This window comes from Mesorhizobium sp. M7A.F.Ca.US.005.03.1.1, assembly GCF_003997975.1.
GTDB lineage: Bacteria > Pseudomonadota > Alphaproteobacteria > Rhizobiales > Rhizobiaceae > Mesorhizobium > Mesorhizobium ciceri.
This window is the reverse complement of the sequence record NZ_RZRO01000086.1, coordinates 12,113-27,930: the sequence shown is the minus strand read 5'-3', so window position 1 is coordinate 27,930 and position 15,818 is coordinate 12,113. Positions and strand designations below refer to the sequence as shown.

At 62.3% G+C, this 15,818-nt stretch carries 15 protein-coding genes and 1 pseudogene; 9 read left to right on the top strand and 7 right to left on the bottom strand.

The genetic code is table 11. The annotated features are described in order from the left end of the window. On the bottom strand, positions 1-299 hold a 299-nt coding region (locus tag EN990_RS27110; RefSeq protein WP_206526357.1), incomplete at its 3' end, for a PLP-dependent transferase. A 454-nt stretch (positions 300-753) separates the two neighbouring features. Between EN990_RS27110 and EN990_RS27105 the strand changes: the two genes are divergently transcribed. The 7 genes from EN990_RS27105 to EN990_RS27075 all read left to right on the top strand — a co-directional run bounded on the left by EN990_RS27105 (position 754) and on the right by EN990_RS27075 (position 7,834). Beyond that, a complete protein-coding gene (locus EN990_RS27105) occupies positions 754-1,389 on the top strand; it encodes a DUF1326 domain-containing protein (RefSeq protein WP_013532425.1) in 636 nt (211 codons plus the stop codon). 9 nt (positions 1,390-1,398) lie between these two features. Next, on the top strand, positions 1,399-2,274 hold the full coding sequence (locus EN990_RS27100) for a DUF2182 domain-containing protein (RefSeq protein WP_013532424.1): 876 nt from the start codon (positions 1,399-1,401) through the stop codon (positions 2,272-2,274). Positions 2,275-2,717: 443 nt separating this feature from the next. Next, positions 2,718-3,746 carry an amino acid ABC transporter substrate-binding protein gene (locus tag EN990_RS27095; RefSeq protein ID WP_024505009.1) on the top strand — a complete coding sequence of 343 codons (1,029 nt, stop codon included), beginning with the start codon at positions 2,718-2,720 and terminating at the stop codon, positions 3,744-3,746. 63 nt (positions 3,747-3,809) lie between these two features. After that, entirely contained in the window at positions 3,810-4,997 is a 1,188-nt protein-coding gene (locus EN990_RS27090; RefSeq protein WP_127388430.1) for an amino acid ABC transporter permease, read from the top strand. Between the two features lie 9 nt (positions 4,998-5,006). Further along, positions 5,007-6,164: an amino acid ABC transporter permease gene (locus EN990_RS27085; protein WP_013532421.1), complete on the top strand. Its 1,158-nt coding sequence runs from the start codon at positions 5,007-5,009 to the stop codon at positions 6,162-6,164. Between the two features lie 85 nt (positions 6,165-6,249). Next, the gene (locus tag EN990_RS27080; RefSeq protein WP_013532420.1) at positions 6,250-7,053 is read left to right on the top strand and encodes an amino acid ABC transporter ATP-binding protein; all 804 of its coding nucleotides are present in this window, start codon (positions 6,250-6,252) and stop codon (positions 7,051-7,053) included. Between the two features lie 112 nt (positions 7,054-7,165). Beyond that, entirely contained in the window at positions 7,166-7,834 is a 669-nt protein-coding gene (locus tag EN990_RS27075; protein WP_127368339.1) for a TIGR02117 family protein, read from the top strand. A gap of 15 nt (positions 7,835-7,849) precedes the next feature. Here EN990_RS27075 and EN990_RS27070 read toward each other — a convergent pair whose 3' ends face one another. The 4 genes from EN990_RS27070 to EN990_RS27055 form a co-directional block, all read right to left on the bottom strand. Continuing rightward, complete coding sequence (locus EN990_RS27070) at positions 7,850-8,173, bottom strand: BrnA antitoxin family protein (protein ID WP_027037847.1); 324 nt, start codon at positions 8,171-8,173, stop codon at positions 7,850-7,852. After that, on the bottom strand, positions 8,151-8,441 hold the full coding sequence (locus EN990_RS27065) for a BrnT family toxin (RefSeq protein WP_127368338.1): 291 nt from the start codon (positions 8,439-8,441) through the stop codon (positions 8,151-8,153). The genes EN990_RS27070 and EN990_RS27065 overlap by 23 nt, the downstream gene beginning before the upstream one ends. Positions 8,442-8,512: 71 nt before the next feature. Further along, the gene (locus EN990_RS27060; RefSeq protein ID WP_127368337.1) at positions 8,513-9,733 is read right to left on the bottom strand and encodes an FAD-dependent monooxygenase; all 1,221 of its coding nucleotides are present in this window, start codon (positions 9,731-9,733) and stop codon (positions 8,513-8,515) included. Between the two features lie 19 nt (positions 9,734-9,752). Further along, positions 9,753-9,998 carry a zinc-finger domain-containing protein gene (locus tag EN990_RS27055; RefSeq protein WP_013532417.1) on the bottom strand — a complete coding sequence of 82 codons (246 nt, stop codon included), beginning with the start codon at positions 9,996-9,998 and terminating at the stop codon, positions 9,753-9,755. Between the two features lie 211 nt (positions 9,999-10,209). Between EN990_RS27055 and EN990_RS27050 the strand changes: the two genes are divergently transcribed. Both EN990_RS27050 and ppx read left to right on the top strand, forming a co-directional pair. Continuing rightward, a complete protein-coding gene (locus tag EN990_RS27050; protein ID WP_013532416.1) occupies positions 10,210-12,411 on the top strand; it encodes an RNA degradosome polyphosphate kinase in 2,202 nt (733 codons plus the stop codon). Next, positions 12,411-13,946: an exopolyphosphatase gene (gene ppx / locus EN990_RS27045; protein ID WP_064994368.1), complete on the top strand. Its 1,536-nt coding sequence runs from the start codon at positions 12,411-12,413 to the stop codon at positions 13,944-13,946. Before EN990_RS27050 ends, ppx begins: the two co-directional genes overlap by 1 nt. A gap of 237 nt (positions 13,947-14,183) precedes the next feature. On the opposite strand, the pseudogene EN990_RS27040 reads toward ppx, so the two are convergent. Both EN990_RS27040 and EN990_RS27035 read right to left on the bottom strand, forming a co-directional pair. Next, positions 14,184-15,121 (bottom strand): annotated as a pseudogene (locus EN990_RS27040) (IS110 family transposase). A gap of 258 nt (positions 15,122-15,379) precedes the next feature. Continuing rightward, on the bottom strand, positions 15,380-15,784 hold the full coding sequence (locus EN990_RS27035) for a DoxX family protein (protein WP_013532414.1): 405 nt from the start codon (positions 15,782-15,784) through the stop codon (positions 15,380-15,382). Positions 15,785-15,818: the final 34 nt, after the last annotated feature.

The window sequence follows — 15,818 nt, the reverse complement described above, 5'->3', positions numbered from 1 at the left end:
AGGGCGAGCGGCGGTCCCGTCACCGCCGCAAGGCCCGACGGCACCAGGATCGTGCCTGCCGAACCTTCCAGCGCGTCTATGGCGTGGGCGAGCGCATCGGTCGTCGGCGTGCCGCGCGTGCCGTAAGTGTATTTCTGGGTGCGAGCCGCCATTGACGCCGCGTCGCGAAAAAGCACGGTCGAGGCATGCACCACCGGCGGATTGACGAAGCCGAAATAGTCGTGCGGATTGTTGCCCGAATGGGCAAGCCGCGTGTTGATGCCCATCCCGCCGCTAAAGTGCTCGCCGTCTTTCGCCATTCTGCGTCGCCTTGTTTGACAAGCCGCTAGCCATAGTGCGGCGGCATGGACCGTGCAACAGCCACCGTCCGCCAGGAGATGGACTTCGAATATGCCAATTCGTCGCGGCAAAAACAGCGATGCGGGGACAGGATATCAAACGAAAAACCCGCCTGTGCGGCGGGTCATCGGCGCAAATCAGCACCATGGACAAAAATGTATCATAGCTGAGGGCAGGGTGTCAAGAAAAAATTCCTATCGCGAAAAGGCGGTCCTTGATTGACCTGCGTTCGGAGCCCTCATCTCCGCCGATCGGCTATTGTGGGCGGCTGCGGAAAGTATATGATTGTCGGCTAATATTAATCGCCGGATTGCTTCGATCAGATGCTGCCGGATGGTTGCTGCCGGTTGACCTCTGGTCCTCCACGATCCGGATCGCGCTCACCAAGCGTGAGCGCGGCAAGGGAGGAATGCCATGCCGGACGTCAAATGGGCCATGAAGGCGCGCGAATTCATCAACTGCAACTGCGCCTATGGCTGCCCGTGCCAGTTCAACGCCATGCCGACATACGGGTTCTGCCAGGCGGTCGCCGGCATGGAAATCGAAAGCGGCCATCACGGCGACACCAAGCTCGACGGATTGCGGTTCGTCGGGATTTTCAGCTGGCCCGGCGCCATACACCAGGGCGGGGGCGAAGCCGCGGTGATCATCGACGAGAGGGCGACGGAAGCCCAACGTGGCGCGCTGCTTCGCATATTGGGCGGTCTGGACACCGAACCGGGTGCAACGATATTCCAGGTCTTTTCGACCACGCTGGAGAAGTTCCACGACCCGATCTTTGCGCCGATCGAATTCAACATCGACGTCGACGCGCGAACCAGTCAGCTGCATGTCGAGGGTATAACCGACGGTCGTGGCGAGCCGATCCGGAATCCGGTCACCGGCGCTGCCCACCAGGCGCGCATCGACCTGCCGCACGGCTTCGAATACGCGATCGCCGAGGTCGGGCGCGGCTGGACAAAGGCGACGGGCCCGATCAAGTTCGAGCTGGCCGATACGCACAGCCATTTCGCCAATCTGCATCTCACGCAGAGCGGCATCGTGCATTGACCTGATCCAATGGGCGACACGGCCCTCGAGGCGGTGCTGCGGCGCGATCGCGCGGTCGTGATGGCCGCGCTCGTGGTGATTGCCGTGCTCGCCTGGGCCTATGTGCTGTGGCTCGCCACCGACATGGTCATGCCCGGCTCCGCCTTGCCGGACAGCGGAGGCGGTGACATGGCCGGAATGGACATGTCGAATATGGACGGGTCGAACATGGGTATGGGCGGCATGGATATGGGCGCCGCCGTGGCGCCAGGCATCCGGGCCTGGGCATTGGCCGATTTCGCTTTCACCTTCACGATGTGGGCGGTGATGATGGTCGGCATGATGACGCCTTCGGTCGCACCGATGTTGCTGCTCTATGCCGGTGTCGGCCGCAAGGCGCGGGCGGATGGCAGGCCCATCGCTTCGACGGGATGGTTTTTTGCCGGCTACCTCGCCGTCTGGGCCGTCTTCAGCCTCGTGGCGACCGGTGCGCAATGGCTGCTCGCCCGTCTTGCCTTGCTCGACCCCTCGATGGCGACCGGCAGCGCGGTCCTCGGCGGCCTCGTCCTGATCGCCGCCGGTCTCTATCAATGGACGCCGATGAAGGGCGTCTGCCTGCGCCAATGTCAGGCCCCGATCGCGTTCCTGGCCGGCCATGGCGGATTCCGCTCCGCTCCGCTCGGCGCGCTTCGGCTGGGCATCGATCACGGCGCCTACTGTCTGGGGTGCTGCTGGGCGCTGATGGCCCTGCTGTTCGTCGGTGGCGTCATGAACGTGCTGTGGATCGCCGGCATCGCCATCCTGGTCCTGCTGGAGAAGACGGTGCCGACCGGGCAGCTGATTCCGCGCGTTTCAGGCGCGTTGATGGCTGGCATCGGGACCTGGATCGTCTTTCAAGCCTCTTGAGAACAGTCTTCGTCTGCGACCTGTATTGGACTGCAGCCGCCAGTAAATCGTCAGAAGACAATCTTGGGACATGGTAGTTCGCCCCACGCGGAGGTCAACAACCACGAGGTATTTGCCCTGGATGGATTTCGCTGCCGCGGCCGGTATCGGCCCCGCGTTGGCGTTGCATCAGCTTTGCCGCCTTTATTGGCCCCTGCTGACTAATTCGCGGGCGTGTTTGTCTGTAAATCAGGCATTTACGGCAATCGGTTTTCAAACTCTTCGGGTTTGGGTCATTTCCCTTGACCTCACAGGAATTATCGCCTTCGATGACATTTGTGAATGGGAGGCGGCGCGTCGGTTACGATGCGGGGTTTCGGGATGGGCCGGGATGAAGCCGCGTTCACACGGGAGAAAAAAATCAGGATTTACTCCTGAAAAACAGAGAAAAGGGTCTGTGGGTCATGAAACACATTGCTATCGGCATTCTAGGCGCCGCCACGCTTGGATTGATGGCGTCCGCCGCGTCGGCGGCCACGCTCGACACCGTCAAGGCGAAGGGCTTCATCCAGTGCGGCGTCTCCACCGGCCTGGCCGGCTTTTCGGCGCCGGACGACAAGGGTGACTGGCAAGGCATCGATGCGGATTTCTGCCGCGCTGTCGCGGCCGCCGTCTTCGGTGACGGCTCCAAGGTCAAGTTCACGCCGCTCAGCGCCAAGGAGCGGTTTACCGCGCTGCAGTCGGGCGAGATCGACATCCTGTCGCGCAACACCACCTGGACCATCAACCGCGATACGGCACTCGGCCTGAATTTCATCGGCGTCACCTATTATGACGGCCAGGGTTTCATGATCAACGCCAAGAAGCTGCCGGGCGTCAATTCGGCATTGCAGCTCTCGGGCGCAGCCGTCTGCGTGCAGAGCGGCACCACCACCGAGCTGAACCTCGCCGACTATTTCAAGGCCAACAAGATGGAGTACAATCCCGTCGTCTTCGAAAAGCTGGAAGAGGTCAACGCCGCCTATGATGCCGGCCGCTGCGACGTCTACACCACCGATCAGTCGGGCCTCTATGGCATCCGCCTGACGCTGGGATCGCCGGCCGACCATGTCGTGCTGCCCGAGATCATCTCCAAGGAGCCGCTCGGACCGGCCGTTCGCCAGGGCGACGACCAGTGGTACCACATCGTCAAGTGGACCTATTTCGCGCTGCTGCAGGCTGAAGAGCTCGGCATCACCAAGGCCAATGTCGATGAGATGAAGAACTCGGCCAGCCCCGAGATCAAGCGCGTTCTCGGCCAGGAAGCCGACACCAAGATCGGTACCGATCTCGGCGTCTCCAATGACTGGGTGGTCAACATCGTCAAGGCCGTCGGCAATTATGGCGAAATGTTCGAGCGCAATGTCGGCTCGGGCAGCCCGCTGAAGATCGCGCGCGGCATCAACGCGCTGTGGACCAAGGGCGGCCTGCAATACGCGCCGCCGATCCGCTGATCGAAATGTGATCCGGGAGGCAGATCATCTGCCTCCCGGTTTCTCTTTCCAGGGGACGGTCGAATGGCATCGCAGGACGTACTTCGCGAGGAGCCCAGCCGCGGTTCCTTCATCAACGATCCGAAAATCCGGGGCATATTCTTCCAGCTGCTGGTCGTCGTGCTGCTGGTGGCGGGCGTCTGGTGGATTGCCCACAACGTTATCGACAACCTGACGCGGTTGCGCATCGCTTCAGGCTTCGGCTTCCTCAAGGGCCGCGCCGGCTTCGATATCAGCGAGAGCGCGATCGCCTATTCGTCGGATTCGACCTATGGCCGCGCCATTCTGGTCGGCCTCCTCAACACGGTCATCGTCGCTATCGTCGGCATCATCACCGCGACAATCATCGGCTTCGTCATCGGCATCGGCCGGCTCTCGAAGAACTGGCTGATCAGGAAGATCTGCACCGTCTATGTCGAGGTCTTCCGCAACATCCCGCCGCTGCTGGTCATCTTCTTCTGGTATTCCGGCGTGCTGGCCGTACTGCCGGCGCCACGCGACAGCATCAATTTGCCGTTCGGCTCCTTTCTCAACCAGCGCGGTTTCTATTTTCCACGCGCCGTATGGGGCGACGGTTCATGGCTGATCTTCCTCGCCCTGCTCGTCGGCATCGCCATGGCGTGGTTCGTCGCGCGCAAGGCGCGGCAACGGCAGATTGCGACCGGCCAGCAATTTCCGGTGTTTTGGACATCCGCGGCGCTGATCGTCGGGCTGCCGCTGCTCGCCTATGCGCTGAGCGGCTTTCCCCTGAGCTTCGACTACCCCAAGCAGTCGACTTTCAACCTGACCGGCGGCTTTCAGGTCCGGCCGGAGTTCCTGTCGCTTTATCTGGCGCTGTCCTGCTATACCGCCGCCTTCATCGCCGAGATCGTGCGTGCCGGCATCAGGGGTGTCAGCGCGGGCCAGACGGAAGCCGCCGGTGCGTTGGGATTGCGGTCCGGATCGATCCTGCGGCTGGTCGTCGTGCCGCAGGCCATGCGCATCGTCATTCCGCCGCTGACCAGCCAGTATCTCAACCTGACCAAGAACTCGTCGCTGGCCATCGCCATCGGCTATCCGGACCTGACGGCGACCGCCGGGACAGTGCTGAACCAGACCGGCCAGGCCGTCGAAGGCGTGGTGATCATGATGGTGATCTATCTCGCCATCAGCCTTCTGACCTCGCTTGTGATGAACTGGTTCAACGCCAAGATGGCGCTGGTGGAGAGGTGAGGTAAGGACATGCAAGAACATGATATGTCCTGGGTGCGCACCGAAATGGTGCTGGCGCAGCCGGCGCCCGCCAGCGTCACCGGCCTCGGCGCATGGGTGCGCAAGAACCTGATCGCGTCTACCGGCGACACCATTTTGACAATCGTCGGCATCGCCCTGGTGGCGATGATCCTGCCGCAAATCATCAATTGGGCGTTCATCAACGCCGTGTGGACGGGGCCGGACCGGACCGTATGCGCCACGGTGGCGCAAGGCGGCATCCAGCCGGATGGCTGGACCGGCGCCTGCTGGGCTTTCGTCAATGCCAAGTTTGGCCAGTTCATGCTCGGCCGCTATCCCATCGAGGAGCGCTGGCGGCCGATCCTGGTCGCCATCCTGTTCGTGGCGCTGCTGGTGCCGATGCTGATGCCGAAGGTGCCACGCAAAGGGCTGAATGCGGTTCTGCTGTTCTTCGTGCTGCCGATCGTCGCCTTCGTCCTGCTGGTCGGCGGCATGTTCGGCCTGCCGCATGTCGAGACCTCGCTTTGGGGCGGGCTCTTGGTAACGCTCAGCCTGTCCTTCGTCGGCATTGCCGTGTCGCTGCCGCTCGGCATCGTGCTGGCGCTCGGCCGCCGTTCCAAGATGCCGATCATCAAGACGCTGTGCGTCGTCTTCATCGAGACGGTGCGCGGCATCCCGCTGATCACCGTGCTGTTCTTCGCCAGCGTCATGCTGCCGCTGTTCCTGCCGGAGGGCGTTTCGTTCGACAAGTTCCTGCGCGCTTTGATCGGCGTGTCGCTGTTTGCCGCCGCCTATATGGCCGAAGTGGTGCGCGGCGGCCTGCAGGCGATCCCCAAGGGCCAGTATGAAGGTGCCGATTCGCTCGGTCTCGGCTATTGGCAGAAGATGTATTTCATCGTCATGCCGCAGGCGCTCAAATTGGTCATCCCGGGCATCGTCAACACCTTCATCGGCATGTTCAAGGATACCAGCCTGGTCATCATCATCTCGATGTTCGACCTGCTCGGCATCGTCAAACAGAATTTTTCCGATGCAAACTGGGCAACCGCGCAGACGGCGAGGTCTGGCCTGATCTTCGCGGCCTTCGTCTTCTGGCTGTTCTGCTTCGGCATGTCGCGCTATTCAATGTACACCGAACGCCGGCTCGACACCGGCCACAAACGCTGAATGCATGTCGCCCAAAAGTGTATAGCGGTTTTGGGGTAACGACAGGCATCATTACCAACAACAAAAGAACAAGGGGATCCCTCTCATGGCCACCGAAAATGCCGTCAGCGCAGAAGAGATCAAGGTCAACGCCGCCAAGATGCAGATTTCGACGACCGATGTCGCCATCGACATCATCGCCATGCACAAATGGTATGGCGAGTTCCATGTGCTGAAGGACATCAACCTGAAAGTGATGCGCGGCGAGCGCATCGTCATCTGCGGCCCCTCCGGCTCCGGCAAATCGACCATGATCCGCTGCATCAACCGCCTGGAGGAGCACCAGAAGGGCAAGATCATCGTCGACGGTAAGGAATTGACCAACGATCTCAAGAAGATCGACGAGGTGCGCCGCGAGGTCGGCATGGTGTTCCAGCACTTCAACCTGTTCCCGCATCTGACCATCCTGGAGAACTGCACGCTGGCGCCGATCTGGGTGCGCAAGACGCCGAAGAAGCAGGCCGAGGAAATCGCCATGCATTTCCTCAAGCGCGTCAAGATCCCGGAACAGGCCAACAAATATCCCGGCCAGCTTTCCGGCGGCCAGCAGCAGCGTGTGGCGATTGCCCGCTCGCTGTGCATGAACCCGCGCATCATGCTGTTCGACGAGCCGACCTCGGCGCTCGATCCGGAGATGATCAAGGAAGTGCTGGAGACCATGGTTGGCCTTGCCGAAGAAGGCATGACCATGCTGTGCGTCACCCACGAGATGGGTTTTGCCCGCAAGGTCGCCAACCGGGTGATCTTCATGGACCAGGGCCAGATCGTCGAGCAGAACACGCCGGCCGAGTTCTTCGACCACCCGCGCCACGAGCGCACGAAGCTGTTCCTGTCGCAGATCCTGCACTAGGCCTTTCGATGTTTGCGAGGAGCCCGGCTGAAACACTGCCGGGCTCTTTTGCGTATGGGATAACAGGCGACCGTTCCTGTCGCGCTGGAGCGCTTTTGCAGAGCCGCTTTTCATGAAGAGACTGGGACGTTTTCTAGGCCTTCTGTTGATTGTCGTCGCTCTCGCCGTGACGACGGGCACCCTCGTGCCGCGGCCGCTGTGGCCGGCGGCCGCCGCCATGCCCGCAGCGACGCGCCACATCCTGGTGCTGAACAATCCGATCCACACCGATATCGCCATCCCGGTCGACGATGCCGTGCGCCGGCGTTTCCACTTCCTGGTCGACGCCGGCATACCGGCCGACAGGCCGGAGGTCCGCTACATCGTCTTCGGCTGGGGCGGTCGCGCCTTCTACCTGGAGACGCCGACATGGTCCGAGCTGAAGGCGGTACCGGTGATGAAGGCACTGACCCTCGACTCGTCGGTCATGCATGTCGATGTCGCCGGTGACATCCTCGAACCGCGTCCTGACATCGCGGGGTTCGACATCACAGAGGACCGGTTCGCGGCGTTGCTCGATTTCATCGATGCGAGTTTCCAGCGCGGACCGGAAGGCCCGATCCTCGTTCCGGACGCGGCCTATTCCAGGTTCGACGGCTTCTACGAAGCCAACGGCCATTTCAACGCACTGATCGGCTGCAACACCTGGACGGCGGCCGCCTTGCGCACCGCAGGCTTGCGCACCGGCTGGTGGAACCCGCTGCCTGTATCGCTCGGCCTGTCGATGCGGCTTTATAATTGAAGGCCATTCCGGCGATCAGCCGGCCTTGCGATCCTGTTTGGACACATATTCTCGAAGCGCTCTGTTGATTGCACTCTGGTAGCCGCGACCATCCGGTGCGCGCCTTTTGAACCAGGCGACGAGGTCAGAATCGAGACGCAGGGTCAGTTGTTGCTTGACCGGCTTGAAATAAGGATTTCGGACGGCGTTCTGCCAGAATTCCTCGGTCAATTCGGGAATATCGCTCGTGTCGACATCATCCTCTGGTCGCGCTTTCAAAGCCGCGATCTCCGCTTTCTGTGCTTCTGTCAGAGGAGGCGGATTGGCCGGGTCGAATTCATATCGAACGATTTTGCGCATAATGCCTTTTCTCTTTGGACGTAGCTCGCCGCGCTGAAATGATGCGGATCACCTCGATCCCGTCTTCCTCTCGATCTGCGTGTGCAACCAGCAATACCAATGCGGTCTCAACCAAGCCGGTTGTCTGCCAACGATATTCGCCCCCTTCAATTCGATCATGCTCCAATAGCGCGAAAGGATCGGCGAAAACGCGAACGGCGGTGTCGAAGCTTACGCCATGCTTACGGAAATTGGATTTCGCCTTTTCGGCGTCCCATTCAAATCGCAATTTGCGCCTCGTTGACTACAAAAGTGTAACTACAAATTGCCATTACGTCAAGGTCGACCGATGTAAGCATTCTAAGGAGCCCGCCACCCATAAAGCCAGTCCAGATCCGCCGCGAGTTTTTCCGACGAGCGCGCCTTCAGGAACACATTGCGCGCAATCGCCACTGGACCCGAGGCATGCCAGGCCAGCCGGTTGACAGCGCCGCGTCGGGTGACCTGCGCGACACGCGGCCGCCGTGACTGTTCCCAGACGGCAAGTGCGGCCAGGGGGTCGGCAGGGAAGTCGGCGATGATGTCGGCAAGCGTCGCCGCATCCTCGATCGCCATGGCCGCACCTTGCGCTGCGAATGGGGTCATCGCATGCGCGGCGTCGCCGATCAGCGCGATGCCGTTCGGTGTTGTCCAGGGCTGTTGCGGGTCAACAGTGTGGATCGGCCATGCGGTCCACGGGCCGGCCTGCTCGACCAGACGGGCAAGTTCTGTCGCGGTGCCGCGCAGGGCTCGGGTCAGGATCCCGGCGTCGGCGTTGCCGGACCAGCCCTCGGCAATGCGGTCGCCCCTGGTGAAGGCCGCGAGATTGAAGGCCGCACCCTTGCTGACGGGATAGGCCACCATATGGAAGCCAGGATGCAGGAAGGTGGTGACGCAGTCCCTGGCGCCGATGGCGGCAAAGCTCCGACCGGCGGCGCTGCCGGCCGCGACCGTGGCGCGCCAGGCCAGTTCGCCGGAGAAATGGTTTCTTGGCGAGCCCTTGGCCGAATCGACAAGTGCGCGCACCGATGACCAGACGCCATCGGCCCCGACCAGCAGGAAGCCCTCCGCCTCGATGGTCTTGCCGTCGATCTCGGCCGTCGCCGTGATGCCATGCGGGCCGGAGGCAACGTCGCCGATGCGCGCGCCGGTGGTGAGATGGATATCCGGCACCTCGGCAACGCGCGCGGTCAATGCGCTCTGCAGATCGGCCCTGTGCGCGACGAGATAGGGTGCTTGCCAGCGGGTTTCGGCGGCTTGCCCCAGCGGCACGCGCGCCAGTTCGCGCAAGGTCGCGGCCTTCTTCAACACCACGGCTTGCGGCCGCACCGCTGCCGGCAGCAGCCGGTCGAGCACGCCAAGCTGGCGAAGGATGCGCGTCGCGTTTGGAGAGAGCTGGATGCCGGCGCCGGCAGCTTCCAGGCGCTGCGCCTGTTCGAACACCCGAACCGCGTAGCCGCGCGAGGCGAATGCAAGGGCTGCGGTCAATCCGGCGACACCGGCCCCGGCGACGACAATTTGCCGGGAACGCGTGTCGTTCATCGGGCTGGTCGCGAAAGTCTCAGGCGGCCTGTTCGATGTAGATGCATCCGGCCGGCAGCGTTTCCGTCGCCTTCAGCTTCGGCGAATAGCGGTAGAGCGTCGAGCAATAGGGACAGACTTTTTCATTGTCGTCGCCCATGTCCAGAAACACATGCGGGTGGTCGAAAGGCGGATTGGCGCCCGTGCACATGAATTCCTTCACGCCGATGTCGATTGCCGGATAGCCCGCATCGTTCTGAAAATGGGGAATGGAACCGCCTGCCATCGTCGTCTCCTTAACGCAGTCTCGTCTGCATCTGGATCATATCAGGCCTCTTTGCAAGTTCGATGAAATCAAACTGTCGCAAAAGCCTGTCAGAGGATAAGTTAAGCCGGTTAACCCATGGCCCGAAAACCGATTTCGGTTTCCGGGAGGGACCATGGGTCGCTAGAGTGACTGGCTAGCCGGCTTGAGCGGGTGTGGAAGAGCGGGAATCATGAACGAACTGAAGCCGGTGCAGAACGAATTCGTGGATGTCGAGGTGGCTCGCCCGGAAGGCGGCAACCCGGACCGGTTTGTCAACCGCGAGTTTTCCTGGCTGCAGTTCAACCGGCGCGTTCTCGAGGAGTCGCTGAACCTCAATCATCCGCTGCTGGAGCGCGTCCGCTTCCTGTCGATCTCGGCCGCCAATCTCGACGAGTTCTTCATGGTCCGAGTCGCCGGTCTTGCCGGCCAGGTGCGCGAGGGCATCACGCTGAAGAGCCCCGACGGCCGCACCCCCGAACAGCAGCTCGAACAGCTGCTGCGTGAGGTCGAGCGGCTGCAGGAAGACCAGCAGAAGAGCCTTTCGGCGCTCACCGTGCTGCTCAACAAGGAAGGCATCGAGAGCATCACCCGCGATGCGCTGACCAAGGACGAGAAAATCTGGCTGGAAGACCATTTCCAGGAACAGGTTTTCCCGGTGCTGACCCCGCTGTCGATCGACCCGGCGCATCCGTTCCCGTTCATCCCCAATCTCGGCTTCTCGATGGCGCTGCAATTGCGCCATCGCAAGAACGGCGAGGAGATGAGCGCGCTGCTGCGCCTGCCGGTGGCGCTGAAGCGCTTCATCCGTCTGCCGGACCGCAAGCATCATGTCCGCTTCATCCCGCTGGAAGAGGCTGTCGGCCTCTATATCGGCAAGCTCTTCCCCGGCTACGAGGTCAAGGGCTCCGGCACGTTCCGCATCATCCGTGACAGCGATATCGAGGTCGAGGAGGAGTCCGAGGACCTCGTGCGCCTGTTCGAAACGGCGCTGAAGCGGCGTCGGCGCGGATCGGTGATCCGCATCGAATTCGACAGGCTGATGCCTGGCGAATTGCGCGATTTCGTCGCCGGCGAGCTTGGCGTGTCGTCCAGCCGCATCAGCGTCTTGACCGGTCCATTGGCGCTCAGCCAGATTTCCGAGATCGTCGCCGTTCCCCGCGACGACCTGAAATTCACGCCCTACAATCCGCGTTTTCCCGAGCGCATCCGCGAGCATGGCGGCGATTGTTTCGCCGCCATCCGCGAGAAGGACATCGTCGTCCATCACCCTTACGAATCCTTCGATGTGGTGGTGCAGTTCCTGCGCCAGGCAATGGCCGATCCGGAGGTGGTGGCGATCAAGCAGACGCTTTACCGCACCTCCAACGACAGCCCGATCGTGCGCGCGCTGGTCGACGCGGCCGAGGCCGGCAAGTCGGTCACCGCGCTGGTCGAGCTCAAGGCGCGTTTCGACGAGGAAGCCAACATCCGCTGGGCGCGCGACCTGGAGCGGGCCGGCGTGCAGGTGGTGTTCGGATTTCTCGAACTGAAGACACATGCGAAAATGTCGCTGGTGGTGCGGCGCGAGGACGGCAAGCTGCGCAATTACGTGCACCTCGGCACCGGCAACTACCATCCGGTCACCGCACGCATCTACACCGACCTGTCCTTCTTCACCACAGATCCGACGATTGCCCGCGATGTCGCCCAGCTGTTCAATTTCATCACCGGCTATGCCGAGCCGACGGACGAAATGCGGTTGGCGATCTCGCCGTTCACGCTGAGAAGCCGCATCCTGAAGCACATTGCCGACGAGATTGCCTACGCGGTGCAAGGCAAACCGGCGCGCATCTGGATGAAGATGAACGCCCTCGTCGATCCGATCATCATCGACGCGCTCTACGATGCCAGCCGCGCCGGCGTCGAGATCGACCTTGTCGTGCGCGGCATCTGCTGCCTGCGGCCGCAGGTTCCGGGCCTGTCGGAAAACATCCGCGTAAAATCGATCGTCGGCCGTTTTCTCGAGCACAGCCGCATCTATTGTTTCGGCAATGGTTTCGGCCTGCCGTCGGACGAGGCGATCGTCTACATCTCCTCGGCCGACCTGATGCCGCGTAATCTCGACCGCCGCGTCGAAACCATGGTGCCGATCACCAATCCAACTGTGCATGAACAGATCCTTGGCCAGATCATGCTGGGCAACATTATGGACAATCAGCAAAGTTTCGACGTATTGGCTGATGGAACCTCCCGGCGCGTCGTGCTGGAGGAGGGCGAGGAACCGTTCAACGCGCAGGAATATTTCATGACCAATCCGAGCCTGTCGGGACGGGGTGACGCGCTGAAGTCGCATGCGCCCAAGCGCATCGCGCAGTTCAAGCGCCGCAAGAAGAACGCCGCAGCGTCCGGCTGATGCTGTCTGATTCTCAGGGCCGGCTGCAGGACCGCCGACCGCTGTCCATCATCGACATCGGATCGAACTCGATCCGTCTCGTCGTCTATGAGGGGCTGGCGCGCTCGCCGACCATGCTGTTCAACGAAAAGATGCTGGCCGGTCTCGGCCGCGGCATCGTTTCGACCGGCAAGCTCGACCCCGAGGCGGTAACGCGCTCGATGGAAGAGTTCCGCCGCTTTCGTGCGCTTTCCGACCAGGCCGGCGCCGAGCAGATGTATGTGCTGGCGACCGCGGCGGCCCGCGAGGCGGTCAACGGCCCCGATTTCATCCACCGCGCCGAGGATGTGCTGAAGACCGAGATCCGAGTGATCAGCGGTCGTCAGGAAGCGTACTATTCCGCGCTCGGCGTCATTTCCGGTTTCCATCCGGCCGATGGCATCGCCGGCGATCTGGGCGGCGGCAGCCTCGAACTGGTCGATGTCAGCGGCGAGGCGATCGGCGACGGCATCACGCTGCCGCTGGGCGGCCTGCGCCTGCAGGACATGGCGAAGAACTCGCTGACCCAGGCGGCCAGGATCGCGCGTGACGAACTGGCGAAGGCCAAGCTGTTGAAAGGCGGGCAGGGCAGGCCCTTCTACGCCGTCGGCGGCACCTGGCGAAATCTTGCCCGGCTGCACATGGAAATGACCAACTATCCGCTTGGCGTCATGCACCATTACGAGATATCGGCCGAAAGCGCGGCGAACTTCCTCAAGCAGGTGGCCAAGGCCGAGATCGAGAAGGTCAAGGGCATCGAAGGCGTTTCGAAGAACCGCCGTTCGCTGCTGCCCTATGGCGCCATCGTGCTGCAGGAGATCATGGCGGCGATGCAGCCGTCGAAGATCATCGTCTCGGCGCTCGGCGTGCGCGAAGGCTTTCTCTATTCGCTGCTCGACGAGGCGGAGCAGAAGGCCGATCCGCTGATTTCGGCCTCGGAGGAACTCGCCCGTCTGCGCTCGCGCTCCGTCACCCATGCGCACGAACTTGTCGACTGGACCGCCAAGACCTTTGCCGCCTTCGGCATCGACGAGACCGAGGACGAGGCGCGCTACCGCCACGCGGCCGCATTGCTGGCCGACATCGGCTGGCGCGCGCATCCCGAATACCGCGGCAAGCAATCGCTCAACATCATTGCGCACGCGTCCTTCTTCGGCGTCGACCATCCTGGCCGTGCTTTCCTGGCGATGGCCAACGCCTATCGTCACGACGGCATCTTCAACGAAGCCATCGCCCCCGAGATCAAGGCTCTGGCATCGCCGCGTTATCTGGAGCGCGCCCGCGTGCTCGCCGCGATGATGCGCGTCGTCTACCTGCTGACGGCGTCGATGCCCGGCATCATGCCCAGGCTGAAATGGGAACAGCGCGCCAACGGCGTGCTGGCGCTGGTCTTGCCGGCATCGCTGGCGGACCTCTATGGCGAGCGGCCGGCCGGGCGCCTGGCGCAGCTGGCCAGGATCACCAACCGCCGGCTGGTGCTGGCCGTCGAGGGTGGCCCCAGCATGTCGGTGAAATAAGGCGCTAGCTGCTAGCAGACCCGTGTCTTATCTGACTTAAGCGGAGACTTGCCGGTCGTACTTCGCCGGCGGCTTCGCGTTTGATGACCGGCTTCCCCAATCCGTCGCTGCTTTGCAGCGTCACCTTTCCCCCATCCGGAGGGAAAGGAAGGGAGCCTCGTTGGAAGAGCGTTGGCGGCAATAGGCTCGCGCCCTTCCTCTACCCCGTCGATCGGGGGAGAGCGACTATCTGGGGTGTCAAGTTGCACTCGCGAACTCGTTGCGCGCATCGCGTGCTTTTGCATTGAGGATGACGAGGAGTTTTCTGGCGAGTGCGATGCGGATGAGCATTTTTGGCTTTCCCGCCTGTTGCAACCGTTGAGCGAAAGCTTTGAGATTGGATCGAATTTGGCCACGATGGCTGCGACGATGAAGAGGATGCCACGCGGCCCGGCGCGTCCGCCGCGCACATGCCTGTTGCCGGTGCGCTTGCCGCTATCGTTGGCGAAGGGAGCGAGGCCTGCCAGCTTGGCGATGGCCTTGTTGGAGATGAGGCCGATCTCGGGCAGTTCGGCCATCAGGCGGGCGACGGTGCGTCCGGCCACGCCCTTCAGCGAACGAAAGGCCTGCTCCAGCCTGGCCCACAGCGGATCGTCATCGATCATCGAGGCAATCTCGCCTTCCAGGCGCCGTTGCTCGCGCTTGAGGAAGGCCAGCATCGCCTCGATGCTGGCGCATACCTCGGCGTCGCGTGCGGCACTTCTACGCTGCTTGTTGATGGTCGCATCGCCGACAATCTGGCAAAGCCGGCCAACCAACGCGGCAAGCCGCTGCTGGGCGGCGCTTGGCGGTGGCGTCGGCACAGTGTTCTTGACTGCGCCGTAGTGGGCGATGACAGCGGCGTCGATCCTGTCGGTCTTCTCAAGATAGCCCATCGCCTCGGCGAAACGGCGCACGCTCTTGGCATTGACCACGCCGCACGGCATGCCGTGCGTCCACAAGAGCATGAATCCCAGCCGTTCATAGCCGCCCGATGCCTCCATCACCGCAAGGGCTGCGTCATGGCTGCGGCAGAACAGCCAAAGAGCTGCGATCCCCGCCGCGTCGTTGGCGAAGCGCGCTGCCGCTCCGCCAGGCCAGACATGCGCGTCCAGCCAATCTTTCGAAACATCAACTCCACAAATAATCCTGTTCACGGTAACCTGCCTTGTGCGTACGGTTGGAACCAAGCGACTGTTCGGTCGTGCGTGATGAAGGCGAAGATCCCAAGCTCTCCCGCGGCTGTAACCTCAGGTGGTACGGGCGACTTCGCCAAGCCAAGGTCCGGGCGGCCACCCGGACCTTGGCTCAATCGCTCTAATCCCACGAAATCTCTCTCGTGTAGATACAAGGTGGCTCGGCAAAGCCGGGACGGAGTGGGGGGCGACCAGCTCGGGCGCGTGTAAGCAAAAATATCAAACCGCGCCGCGCCCGTCGATCGACCATGCGCCGGCGCCGGCCATCGCCAGCGCTACAAACCCACCTGATATCGCAATGTCCTTCATCAGCATCTGCTGGTGCAGGAAGGCGAGCATCGCGTCGCCGCCGCCCTGGCCATAATGGCCGATGAAGCCGGCGACGATACAGAAGGCAGCGAGCAGAAGCGCTATGATCCGGGTCTGGAAACCGACCAGGATGAGCAGCCCGGCGATCAGTTCGAACAGTCCCGTGCCCCAGGCGGCAAGTGTCGGCAGCGGCAGGCCGAGGCCGGCGAAGTAGCCTGTGGTGCCGGCGATGTCGCTCAATGCATGGAAACCGGAAGGCACGAACAGGGCGGCGAGCAGCAGCCGGGAGAGCAGGAGCAGCGCGTTGCGGGGCATGTTCACACTCCGTTGTCGGCCGCCGGCCGGCCTC